The organism is Roseofilum sp. Guam, assembly GCF_017746735.1.
Lineage (GTDB): Bacteria > Cyanobacteriota > Cyanobacteriia > Cyanobacteriales > Desertifilaceae > Roseofilum > Roseofilum reptotaenium.
This window is the reverse complement of the sequence record NZ_JAGHZN010000002.1, coordinates 116,927-129,359: the sequence shown is the minus strand read 5'-3', so window position 1 is coordinate 129,359 and position 12,433 is coordinate 116,927. Positions and strand designations below refer to the sequence as shown.

Annotated in this window: 9 protein-coding genes and 2 pseudogenes; 8 read left to right on the top strand and 3 right to left on the bottom strand. The window is 46.6% G+C overall.

Annotated elements, in window-relative coordinates; genetic code table 11:
* Positions 1–263 precede the first annotated feature (263 nt).
* Complete coding sequence (locus tag J7529_RS01210; protein WP_318727479.1) at positions 264–1,598, top strand: PrsW family glutamic-type intramembrane protease; 1,335 nt, start codon at positions 264–266, stop codon at positions 1,596–1,598.
* Positions 1,599–1,608: 10 nt separating this feature from the next.
* On the opposite strand, the gene J7529_RS01205 is transcribed toward J7529_RS01210, so the two are convergent.
* A complete protein-coding gene (locus J7529_RS01205) occupies positions 1,609–2,232 on the bottom strand; it encodes a hypothetical protein (RefSeq protein WP_318727478.1) in 624 nt (207 codons plus the stop codon).
* 257 nt (positions 2,233–2,489) lie between these two features.
* Between J7529_RS01205 and J7529_RS01200 the strand changes: the two genes are divergently transcribed.
* From J7529_RS01200 to J7529_RS01175, 6 genes are all read left to right on the top strand, one after another.
* The gene (locus J7529_RS01200) at positions 2,490–3,299 is read left to right on the top strand and encodes a carbon-nitrogen hydrolase family protein (RefSeq protein ID WP_271939888.1); all 810 of its coding nucleotides are present in this window, start codon (positions 2,490–2,492) and stop codon (positions 3,297–3,299) included.
* Between the two features lie 97 nt (positions 3,300–3,396).
* On the top strand, positions 3,397–4,833 hold the full coding sequence (locus J7529_RS01195; RefSeq protein ID WP_318727477.1) for a cation:proton antiporter: 1,437 nt from the start codon (positions 3,397–3,399) through the stop codon (positions 4,831–4,833).
* Positions 4,834–5,029: 196 nt separating this feature from the next.
* A complete protein-coding gene (locus J7529_RS01190; RefSeq protein ID WP_318727476.1) occupies positions 5,030–6,952 on the top strand; it encodes an N-acetylmuramoyl-L-alanine amidase in 1,923 nt (640 codons plus the stop codon).
* A gap of 106 nt (positions 6,953–7,058) precedes the next feature.
* On the top strand, positions 7,059–8,606 hold the full coding sequence (locus J7529_RS01185; protein ID WP_318727475.1) for an N-acetylmuramoyl-L-alanine amidase: 1,548 nt from the start codon (positions 7,059–7,061) through the stop codon (positions 8,604–8,606).
* A 60-nt stretch (positions 8,607–8,666) separates the two neighbouring features.
* Positions 8,667–9,518, top strand: coding sequence for a glutamate racemase (gene murI / locus J7529_RS01180; protein WP_318727474.1), 852 nt, complete (start codon positions 8,667–8,669; stop codon positions 9,516–9,518).
* Between the two features lie 154 nt (positions 9,519–9,672).
* Positions 9,673–9,924 (top strand): hypothetical protein, encoded by a 252-nt coding sequence (locus J7529_RS01175; RefSeq protein ID WP_318727473.1) that lies wholly within the window; start codon positions 9,673–9,675, stop codon positions 9,922–9,924.
* Between the two features lie 36 nt (positions 9,925–9,960).
* Here J7529_RS01175 and J7529_RS01170 read toward each other — a convergent pair.
* A pseudogene (locus J7529_RS01170) lies at positions 9,961–10,231 on the bottom strand (IS701 family transposase); the annotation flags it as partial.
* 468 nt (positions 10,232–10,699) lie between these two features.
* On the opposite strand from J7529_RS01170, the gene J7529_RS01165 reads away from it, so the two are divergent.
* Entirely contained in the window at positions 10,700–10,933 is a 234-nt protein-coding gene (locus J7529_RS01165) for a hypothetical protein (RefSeq protein ID WP_318727472.1), read from the top strand.
* 726 nt (positions 10,934–11,659) lie between these two features.
* Here J7529_RS01165 and J7529_RS24595 read toward each other — a convergent pair.
* Positions 11,660–12,340, bottom strand: a pseudogene (locus J7529_RS24595) (site-2 protease family protein); the annotation flags it as partial.
* Positions 12,341–12,433: the final 93 nt, after the last annotated feature.

Here is a 12,433-nt window from a genome sequence, read left to right as displayed (position 1 = left end):
CAGGAGCGGAATGAAGGGAAACTTTCACGTTCCGTTCTGAAGTCGAGTTAAAAGGGTGACCTTTTAGCTTAGATAACAGTATCCCAGTCACGGGCTGGTCTTTTTTTGCGGCTGTTCAGGATGCAAACAACAACCAGTAACTGTTCTATTTCGGTAAACTGATGCTAAATTTACGGACGTTTGCTCTGTTATTGATTATAAGTAGGGGCGAAAAATTCTTTGCCTCTACTCCCTGTTGCCTATTGTCTAGCGCGTAGCGCTGTATGAGTGGGACTGAGCCTCAAGGATTCTTAAAATTGATTCGGGGATTAGGAAGAACCCAATCTAATCCCCCATATCCCCTATGGGAAACTGAAGAGATGATCATTGGGCGCGATCCCAGTTGCCAAATTGCCCTGGATGCCCACCAATATACGATCGTCTCCCGCAAACATGCGGTGATTCGGTATTCTCAAATAGACAACCATTGGGAAGTTTGCGATCTGGGCAGTGCTAACGGAACCTATGTTAACCAAAGTCTGTTAAGGGGATGTCACTGCTTAAAGAATGGCGATCGCATTATGCTCGGTCTTAAGGGGCCAGTATTTGAAGTTGAATTGCGCTCTCGAAACGCTGTCCCAACTCCTACCTTAGTCTCTAACTCTAGTATTTCTCAACCCGTCGCTACTCAGTCAGTTACCCTCACCCAACTGTTTCCCATCTTCTCCACTGGACAAGAATTAACCCGTAAAGCCTATCTCATCCCTGCCAGTTTAACCGCTCTAGTGGCGGTGTTACTCTTTTTCCTCAGGATTCCAGAACTGTTTAATCTGGTTTTAGGAGCCTATTTAGCAGCGATCGCTTATACCTATATTTATCAACTCTGCGGTAAACATAAACCCTGGTGGCTGCTCCTCGGATCGGCCATCTGGACACTCCTACTCGCCATTCCTCTCGTGCAACTCCTTGCTCCCCTCTTCTACCAAGGCCTGGCAGGATGGGCAACTGGAGACCAATTGTTACCCACATTAGCCCGTCAAACCCTAGGGACAGGGCTGTTAGAAGAGTTGATCAAAGCTCTTCCCATCTTCCTCGTTCTCTTTTGGGGTAAATTCCGCTTTGTCTCTACTCACCAAACCTGGGGAGTACGAGAACCCCTGGATGGCATCTTAATTGGTACCGCTTCTGCCGTTGGTTTCACCTTAATTGAAACCCTAGGCTTGTATGTGCCCTCCCAAATTCAAAGTATTGCCGCCATTTCTGGAGGCGATATGGGACAACTCGCTGGACTACAATTATTAATTCCTCGCATTTTGGGATCGGTGTCTGGACATTTAGCCTATAGCGGCTATTTAGGCTATTTTATCGGCCTGAGTGTCCTGAAACCCAAGCAGCGATGGCAGATCCTAGCCATTGGCTATGGGAGTGCTGCCTTATTACATGGACTTTGGAATACGACGGGAACTTTTGTCGCCTCCCAAGTGTCTCTATTCGCTGGGTTGATCTGTTTAGCGGCCATTGGTGTACTATCTTATGCCTTTCTAGCTGCCGCTATTTTGAAAGCCCGTGCCCTTTCTCCCACGCGATCGCAAAATTTTGCGACTCGAATTAAAGAGTAGATCCCCTAATCTAAACTGGATCTATCGGTTGATCTCGATAGGCGATCGCATAACGAGCCACCGCTAAAGTTAATCTTGCTCTGTCCAACTCTGAACAGGATTCCCAATCTAGGGTACTCGCTTTTTTCACCACCCGGTCTAAAGCCGTTTTTTCTTCTTCTCCCCGCATCGCATAGGCAAAGGGACGAGCTAAGACCAATAGATCTTCAATATCCCACTGCGATAAGCTATCTTGGACACAGTGAATTAACTGATCGGCCATGGATGCTGAAGACGTAGTTAATTCCTCTGCCTTACCTGCAATCGTTTCCAGTACAGACTGGGGAACTATTTGGCTAAATTTCCCTTGTAATTGAGAGTTTAAACGATTCGCTGCTACGGGTTGTAATGACTCCCATACCTTATCCAACGTTTGATAAAATTCGTGACACCCTTCATCCAAATCAGCCACCATCTCTGAAGTGTGTATTTCCATCAAATTCTCGATTTCGGAGAAATAAACCTCGTCCTCCAAGATTGAGTGATTCCACGGGTAAACTCGTTCCTGATTCGACAATAGAGCTTCGAGCAGTTCTATGTCTAAGGGGTAACCTGGAGGGAACCAGTCTGAATTCATTTGAAATTGATCCGTCATAATACTTAAGCAATATCGGCACTTGCATCTCAATAGCACGAGTAACTACAACTTAGCTCTTCGCTGTTCCGTAAGGAGTCAGCACTCTGGAGTTGGGAGTTGGGAGTTGGGAGTAACTTATTCTCTCTACGATCTCTATATATCTATATCTGGAGTCTCTGGAGTCTCTCCTCATTGTCTATTGCCTTTTCCCTATTCCCCTAATGCCCATCTAACAGGTATCCTAGATAGTTTATTCCTCACATCCAGTTCAGACCATGAAACCCTATCGAGCAGCCGCTATCCAGATGACCAGTGTCCCCGATCTGGAGAAAAACCTCGCTGAAGCGGAAGACCTCATTGATTTAGCCAAACGTCAAGGGGCAGAACTGATCGCCCTACCAGAAAACTTCCCCTTCTTGGGCATAGAAGCAGAAAAAATTGCCCAAGCGGACTCTATTGCTAGGCAAACTGAGAAATTTCTCAAAACAATGGCCCAACGCTTCCAAGTGACTCTCCTAGGGGGTGGATTTCCTATCCCAGTGAGCAGTGATAAAGTTCATAATACAGCTCTGCTGATTAATGCTAATGGAGAAGAAGTCGCCCGATATTATAAAGTCCACTTGTTTGATGTCAATGTGCCTGATGGAAATACCTACCAGGAATCCCTAACGGTGGAAGCAGGAACTGAAGTGTCTCCTATCTACAAGTCTGAGGAGTTCGGTTACTTAGGATTGTCCGTCTGTTATGATGTGCGCTTTCCAGAATTATATCGCTCTTTGTCTGAGCAAGGCGCTGAGGTTTTGTTTGTTCCGGCTGCTTTTACCGCTTATACCGGAAAAGACCATTGGCAAGTTTTATTGCAAGCCAGAGCGATTGAAAACACCTGTTATTGTATCGCACCAGCCCAAACCGGCTGCCATTATGCTCGCCGCAAAACCCACGGTCACGCTATGATTATTGACCCTTGGGGGATTATTCTCGCCGATGCTGGAGAAGAACCTGGAGTGGCGATCGCCGAAATCAATCCGAACCGTTTACAACAAGTGCGTCAACAAATGCCCAGTTTAAGCCATCGCGTATTCTAATCCCAATCATGTGAAACTCTTACTTTCGCTTTTCTTCAGATTTGCTTTACATTTGTAAAGAACCTGTACAGTAGACATCGATCAGTTAAATCATATAATGGTTGAAATATTCCCTTGGGTGTTTTCTCACACCCCAACCAGTCTCACCCCCTTGTTAGCGACAGCAACTGAAAGCCAAGAGCCACCCAGCGCCACCCTCGTCTTAGCTGGAGTTCTTCTGAGCCTTGTTACTATTTATCTAGCCAGTAAAATTGGTAGTGAATTATGCGCCCGCCTTGACTTGCCTCCCGTCCTTGGAGAACTCTTGGGAGGGGTCGTTATTGGGGTTTCTGTCCTCAAATTGTTGGTCTTTCCAGAAGGCGGGGCAGGTGCGGAGGAATCCCTAATTATTACGTTGCTGGAAAAAACAGCCGGTTTGACCCCGGAAGGAGCTAACGGTGTTTTTCTCGCTCAAAGTGAAGTGATCTCCGTTTTATCAGAATTAGGGGTTATTTTTCTCCTGTTTCAAATCGGTTTAGAATCTGACTTAAAACAACTGATTGATGCCGGAGTCCAATCGGCCTTAGTGGCGGTCACGGGAGTCGTTGTCCCGTTTTTAGCCGGTACATTGGGACTGATTTATCTTTTCCATGTACCGAGTATTCCTGCCATCTTTGCCGGTGCAGCCTTAACCGCCACCAGTATTGGAATTACGGCTAAAGTCTTGGCAGAAATCAAACATCTGAATGACAAAGAAGGACAAATCATCATTGGTGCAGCCGTATTAGATGATATCCTCGGCATTATTATTCTAGCGATTGTCGCCTCTTTAGCGGAAAAAGGAGAAGTGGAAGTTTCCAGCATTATTTATCTGGTGCTCAGTGCTGCCGCATTCCTGATTGGTTCGATTATCTTGGGTCGCCTTGTCATGCCCTACTTTATGGGTTTACTGAATAAACTCACTACCCCAGGGACTCTATTAATCGGTGGATTAATTATCGCCTTTATTTTTGCCTATATCGGTGCAGTCATTCAACTCGAAGCCATTTTAGGAGCCTTCACGGCTGGTTTAATTCTGGGAGAAACGGAAAAACATCGAGAACTCGAAGAATTAGTCGAACCGATTGGATTTATGCTCGTTCCTATTTTCTTCGTCACCGTTGGAGCCGAAACCGATCTGTCTGTTCTCAACCCTGCGGTTCCCAGTAACCGCGAAGGTCTGATTATTGCCAGTTTTCTAGTGGTTGTGGCGATCGTTGGTAAAGTCGTCAGTGGCTTTACCCTATTCGGTGGTGAACCCGTAAATCGGATCGCCGTTGGTGTAGGTATGATTCCACGGGGAGAAGTGGGATTAGTCTTTGCTGGAGTTGGATCGGCAAGTGGTGTTCTACCCGAATCCTTAGATGCAGCTATTATTGTGATGGTCATCCTGACCACTTTTGTTGCCCCACCCTTATTGAGAGTTGCTTTTCAACAATCAGAGGCCTCTGAAGCATCAAGTGGGGAACCGAGCAAAGAACCCGCGGCGATCGCCGAATCTGAAACGACCCAGTGAAGCGATCGCCACCGATTGGCATTAAAATCAGCATTGAATAAAAGATTATGGGGGTGCAATCATCTGGTCAGATCGAGATCGCGATCTCAACCAGGATTGGCCCCCATCCCTTTTGTTGAATCAGTCAGCACTTGTAATATACTCGTGACCGGACTGTTACTTATACACTCCTCCCAATCAACCGTCATCAACCGTCATGAAATTTAGTCACTCTAAAGGCCCATCTGTGAAACTGCGTTGGTTATTTCCTAGCCTTTTAGGACTCTGGCTGTGGTCAGCTCCAGTCCAAGCAGCCAGTTTACAATATTGGCGGTTTGATGCCAGAAACAATCGTCTGGAATTTGCCACCAATGGGCGAGTTCAACCCACGGCTCAACTGATTTTTAATCCCACCCGTTTAGTGATTGATTTGCCGGGAACCACTTTAGGTAATCAAATTCGCTCTCAATTTGTATCGACTCCAGGGATTAAACAAGTTAGAACCGGGCAATTTGAACGGAACACCACCCGTATCGTCATCGAATTGACTCCAGGGTATACCCTAGACCCCAGTCAAGTGAGATTTGTGGGGTCTTCTGCTTCCCAATGGACGGTACAATTACCCCAACCCCAACGAGAGAGTACAACCCCAACACGCTCCAATCCTCCCCCAACCTTAACTTCGCCTCCCAACCCTCGGCCGGTTGCTCAACAGCCCTCCCCGAACCGCAGCGGAAATCAAATTGAAGCCGTTCGAGTTACAGGAGATGGTTTTTTTATTCGCACCACCAATCAGCCAGACATTGCCAGGGTAGAGCGCTCCTCAGACCAGCGTCAAATTGAAATTGATCTCAAAGGTGTTGCACTACCCAATAATTTAAACCCAAGACGCTTAAATATTAATAGTCGAGGAGTGAATCAACTGATTCTCAGCCCCTTGGAGGGAGATAATACTGGAACTCGCATTACCCTCAATGTCAATCCCCAAAGTGCGGATTGGCAAGCTTTGCCCAATCGCTTAGGTATGGTTCTGATTCCCAGGGCAGGGAGTGGAACTAATACTTCCGGTTCCAGACCTTGGCCTGCGGGTCGCCAAATTTCAGCCGCAGATTCTAATCAGTTTGATCCAACTCAACCACCAGTGATTCAGGCGATCGAACTTTCTGGAGGTAATTCCCAACTGGTGGTTCGCGCTACCGGAAGAGTCAATGCGGTGGGTCAATGGCCTAATCCTTCGGTCTATACCTTAAGAGTATCTCCCGCTCGCTTAGGGGAAAATGTCCCATCGATTCCCGTTGGAGGGAATAGTCCCTTTTCTCGTTTTGATGTCCAACAGGCTGACGAGCAAACTGTGGTGATTTCCATGACTCCTCGTTCTGGGTTCACCTTGGGACAGATTAATCAAGCGGGTTCTCAGGTGATTGCTTTATCTTTGGGGTCAAGTGGTTCAACACTCCCTCCCCTCGCCACTTCTCCTAATCCTCGCCCTTCTACTGTTCCCATACCCGTCCCGCGACCGGCTAATCCACAACCGGCTCCTAGCCGTCCCTCACCAGGTGTCCAATGGCCTCTGCCTTCGACCAGACGCACTCCCAATTCTCGGATTACAATTGTGATCGATCCGGGTCACGGTGGCCGCGATCCAGGTGCAGTTGGAATTGGGGGATTGCGAGAAACGGACGTGGTGTTAGATATCTCTCGCCAAGTGGCCGCTATCCTGCAACAAAATGGGATTCAAGTGATTTTAACCCGCGATCGCGAAGTGGAAATCGATCTCGCGCCTCGGGTAAATCTCGCCCAACGGGTAAACGCCACACTCTTTGTTAGTATTCATGCCAACGCAATTAGTCTGAGCCGTCCGGATGTCAATGGCGTGGAAACGTACTATTACAACACAGGCCTTCGCCTAGCCCAAGCAATTCAAGGTTCCATCCTCCGGAGCATACCGATGAGAGACCGGGGAGTCAAACGCGCTCGCTTCTTTGTTCTCCGTAGAACTTCGATGCCTTCCGTATTAGTGGAAACTGGATTTGTGACTGGGGCACAGGATGCTCCCCGGTTAATGACTCCGGCCTTTAGAAGTCAAATGGCTCAGGCGATCGCCAATGGAATTTTGCTGTACGTCCGGCAAAACTACTAGAGCACAGTAGGAAAGTTTCACGCCCTCATCAGGGTTTACTTCCAAGGCTGATGTAGGGATTGTCGGATGAGCAAGGGCGTATCACTATCATCAGCGAGGAAATGGCGTGAAACTTCATTGGCTCTTACCCGGTGTTTTAGGATTATGGCTGCTTTCATCTCCTGTCTATGCAGCCAGTTTGCAAAATTGGCGCTTTGATGCCAGAAGCAATCGTTTAGAATTTACTACCGATACCAATGTCCAACCGAGAGCGCAACTCATTTACGGGCCAACTCGTCTGGTGATTGATTTACCAGGAATTCAGTTAGGCAGACAATTGCGTCAACAATTGGTCAATACTCCTGGGATTGCACAGGTGCGAACCGGGCAATTCAATTCTAATACGACTCGCTTAGTCATTGAACTCAAACCGGGTTATACCATTGACCCCAATCAAGTTAAATTCCAAGGTATTTCCCCTCGTCGATGGGTCGTTCAAATTCCTAATCCTCAACGGGATAGACGACCCATTACACCCCCTCCAGTCTCTTCTCCTCAACCCGCTCCCCCTAGCAGCGCCTCATCGGTAGTCGAAGCAATTCGCGTCACTCGTGATAGCTTTTTGTTACGGGTGAATGGAGATCATCCCAAAATTAAGTCTGTTAGACGCACCTCCAATCAACAGCAAATTACCATCGATTTTGAGGGGGTGACCTTAGCCCAAGATTTACATCAAAGACCCTTGGTGATTAATAGTCGAGGGGTAAGGCAAATCCAGATGAGCCAACATAGGGATTCGATTGTGCGAGTAACTCTAGATGTGACTCCTGCAAGTCCCGATTGGAAAGCAGTAAGAGCATCTTATGCGGTGATTCTTATGCCAGTTCCGGGTACTGGTACTTTATCTACCCAAGATGCCCAACAATCTTGGCCCACGAATCTGGAACTCGTATCAGCTAATTCTTCTGTTGGCCCTTCTCCTACGCAACCTCCATCACCTTCACCGCCTCAAGATGGCATTGCGATTAATGTACCGCCACCAGCCAAACCCTTACCTCCACCAGCTCCTCGTCCCCAACCCTTACCTCCTCCAACGACTAATCCTCGTCCTTCCAACCCCAGACCTCCTCGGAATTCTCGCATTCGGGTAGCCATTGACCCCGGTCATGGTGGCCGCGATCCGGGAGCAGTGGGAAATGGACTCCTGGAAAAAGAGATTGTGATGGATATCTCCAATCAAGTGGCTGCTATCTTGGAGCAAAATGGCGTACAAACCGTGATGACCCGTCGCGATGACCGGGAAATTGATTTAGCACCAAGAGTTGCGACGGCTGAGAGGGCAAATGCGACATTATTTGTGAGCATTCATGCAAATGCGATTAGTCTGAGCCGTCCAGAAGTAAATGGGTTAGAAACGTTTTACTATCAAACCGGTCAGCGTTTAGCTCGTGATATCCATAATACGATCCTGCAAACTTTAAATATTCGCGATCGCGGAGTTCGTCGTGCTAGATTTTATGTGCTGAGGAAAACATCGATGCCTTCGGTCTTGGTGGAAACTGGATTTATCACCGGTCGGGAAGATTCAGTGAAGTTAGCTAACCCAGTTTTCCGTCGCCAGATGGCTCAAGGCATTGCGAATGGCATTTTACGCCATATTCAGCAAAATTATTAGTGGGGGGAGGCGCAGCTAAACCCCATGGTGTGAGTGAGTGATTTGGAGTAAAGAGAAATCATGACCATCAATCATCGACCAATTGGGGTTTTTGATAGCGGTGTAGGCGGACTAACGGTTCTGAGCGAACTGTATCGTCAGCTTCCCCAGGAATCGATTATTTATTTTGGCGATACCGCACGCTTGCCCTATGGTACGCGATCGCCGGAAGAGATTATTCAATTTGTACGAGAAATTATCACCTGGATGGAACACCAACAGGTGAAAATGGTAGTTATGGCCTGCAATACCAGTAATGCCTTGGCCTTAGAAACCGTTAGTAGCGAGTTCTCAGTTCCTATCCTGGGATTGATTTTACCAGCCGCGAGAGCGGCTGTTGCTGTTGGTAAACGGGTGGGGGTGATTGCGACTCCTGCAACTGCTGCCAGTCAAGCCTATCGTCAAGCCATGATTGAAGTTGATCCAACGGTTCAGGTATGGCAAGTGGGATGCCCAGAGTTTGTACCCCTCATTGAACAAAATCGCATCAATGACCCCTATACTTATGAGGTCGCGCACTCCTATTTGCAACCTCTGCTACAACAAAATATTGATACTCTGGTTTATGGCTGTACCCACTACCCTCTTTTAGATTCGGTAATTCGTCAACTGTTGCCCAAATCGGTACAAGTGATTAATCCAGCCGTTCATGTCGTCAAAGCAACAGGTCAAGAGCTGGATTTGCTAGGTTTGCGGAATGCCTATGCACCTAAGCCTACCCGCTTTGGTGTCAGTGGTTGTCCGCAACAGTTTACAACTGGTTCTCTGTGTTGGTTGGGATATACACCCCTGGTTGAACAGGTACATTTAAGTCCTATTCCGGTTTCTAATGCACGAGAGTGCAATAAAGAAAATGCGACTATGAACCCATAACCGCTAATCATGGGGGCGAAAAATGTTTCGTCCCTACGAGATGTAGAATCAGGAATAGGCAATAGAATAAAGAGCAACGATGGTATTGTTGGCGATCGCATGGCTGATTAAGGCGAGGGCTGAGGCGGGGACTTATCGGGCATCGAAGAAGAGGATGGTATCCCTGGCTAAATATACCGTCAGACACTGGAAAAATATCGCTGAAGAGCTGAAAGCGGTTGATTCTGATAAATTTGACCCGATCCAGGATGGGCAGGTTACCGGCTTGTTTAGCCAGGCTCTGGGCAATGAGCCAGTGCAGGTGTTGACGGCGGCGGATTGGTTGGTGCTGTTGCAGGAAGTGCGGGGGAAAGCCAGGCTGGAATTACCGTTGAATGTGTTAGAGGAGTTGGCGCGGAACGCATGAGAAGTTTGCTTTTGCCTTGCGGGAGGTGTTGAAAAAAGTTTCTGGATCTGTTGTAATTTCCCAATAAGTACGCTTACCTCGTTTGCCAAAAATAATTTCTCGGACGTAACGAATTTCTTTTTTTTTCATCGCTCATCATGCACTCAAATTTTCTCTATCGATTCGCTCTTAACCTTGCTCCAGGCGGAAGCTAGACCCCATGGTTGCTTCGTATGGCTACCATATACTCAAGTCCTAATTTTTCTAATTTCCTGATAAACTTTTCTTCACTTTCTCCAGACAAGCTATCTGATAGGACTCCTTTAATCCCATTGTCTAATCCATTGATTTGGGCAATAGCTGGTAATGTTTTTCGTTTTATTCCCGATACTATAGCGTTTCTCAGGTACAGCTTGAAGCCTTAGAACCTAAGCCATACAAGCTATTGCAAAGCAAGCCTATTGCCTATTCCCTAGCGCGAAGCGCTATATACCTACATGAAGTTCTTTGAATGCTTCATAACTCCTAACATCTGAAAATAGATTTCTATTCAGTGAAAATATCATTTGATTTAGATGACACGCTCATTTGTTGGCAATCACATTCAAGATATGAGCCTAACGCAGTTCCACGCTTATTGAGAGTATGGTTTAATGAACCTTTGCGATTCGGGACTGTAAATCTCATCAGACAACTCAAAAAAGAGAGAAATGAAATATGTATTTATACCACTTCATATCGTCCTCTTATTTATATACGTTTATTCTTCTGTTTTTATGGTATTCAGATAAAAGAAGTGATTAATCAAAAAGTTCACGATCGGTACTTCCAGAAATACAAAGCCTATCCTTATCCTAGCAAACACCCCAAAGCATTTGGCATAGATCTTCATATAGATGATGCTGAAGGAGTTCAATTAGAAGCGGCACAGTATGATTTTAATGTGGTGATTATATCTCCCCTAGATAATCACTGGGTACAAAAAGTTCTGGATGCTGTGAGAAACTTCAAAGAGAGCGAAACTTCCTAGGAATTACTCTTCTTGTGATTTTCTAGCTTTAAGGTCGTCCAAAGCATCACCGAGGACTTCTGCGGCTGCTTCTTGACCTTTTTTAGCTTGGCGTTGAATGTCTTCGCGAGTGAGGTAGCCTTGAGCTTCTTTGTGACTATTTTTAAGGGCTTCTAAGCGATGTTGCATGGCGATCGCCTGGTCAAAGTTGCGTATGATTAATGCAGGAGTGTGAGGATTGAGATCTCTGACGCGAATGCGGTGCGCTCTAACCAATTCAGAAATCGACGCTGTTCCCGGCAGTTGCTGGCGCTCAATTTTGGGAAAGGGCGAGCTATTGTCAAAACCTTGAGTATTAGACGTAGTCAGAAATGTTCCGTCTTCAAATTCAGATTCTAAGTCTACAGTTTTACCACCTTTGGGCGCTAAACCGATCGCCTGAAGCGCTTTGACTAATAGGGGTAAAGGAAAGTGGAAAATTCCAGCTATCGTACGGCGATCGCGACTGAGCATTACTCGAATTAAAATACGGGGTTGGCTTCGGTTGGCTTTAGAGATCGTCAGATCTTCCATATCTGTCAGTTTCTCAAAACCTAAGCGTTCTAATTGTCTTTGTGTCTGTTGGTAAAACTTCAAATCGAGATGGGAAAAATCTTGAGCATCAACCCGTACAAATTCATGGTGCTGAGAGTAAATTTTTTTATGATAATCGAGTAATTCTTGGGCAGCTTCATTGGGAGATAGAGTCGAGCGACTTGCATTTTGCAACATCAACCAACCCATGATGAGCGTCCAGATACTACCGGAAATCGGAATACCAAATACAACCAGTGGAATATTCAGCAGGGAGAGTATACCGATCGCCACACCAAAACAACCAATGATCTGTCCCATACGACTGGCAAACACCAGACCGCGCTTCGGTTTACCGGTAATTTTCCACACCAGAGCCTTGAGGATATGGCCTCCATCCAGGGGTAAACCGGGAATCAGGTTAAAAAGGCCTAAAACCAGGTTAATGTACGCTAGAAAGCCAAAAATAAGGGCTAAGGGGGCACTTAGGGGAACAGCGATACTGGCTAGGGCAGTTAACAGTACAATGACAGTAAACAGACCAAAGAGGATTAAATTGACTCCGGGACCGGCGATCGCCACCCAAAAGGCTGCACTAGGGGTTTTTGGTTCTTTCTCAAAAGTCGCTAGTCCCCCAAATAGAAATAAGGTAATGGATTTAACTCCCATCCCCTGACGAATGGCAACCAGACTATGACCGAGTTCGTGGGCTACAACCGAAGAAAAGACTAGCAGAGCAAAACCTAATCCTATAATCCCACCACTGAACATCGCGAATCCGACAACCAGAAACCAAGATAAATGGATATAGAAGGGAATACCAAAAAGACTGCCCACACGAAGATTGCCGTTCATAAGACACCTCTGATTTTAAGATTGCATCGCATTGGGGGAGCGGTGCGTCTCATTCTCTTCATTGTATGTAGAGATCGCCTGATTCAGGATTAA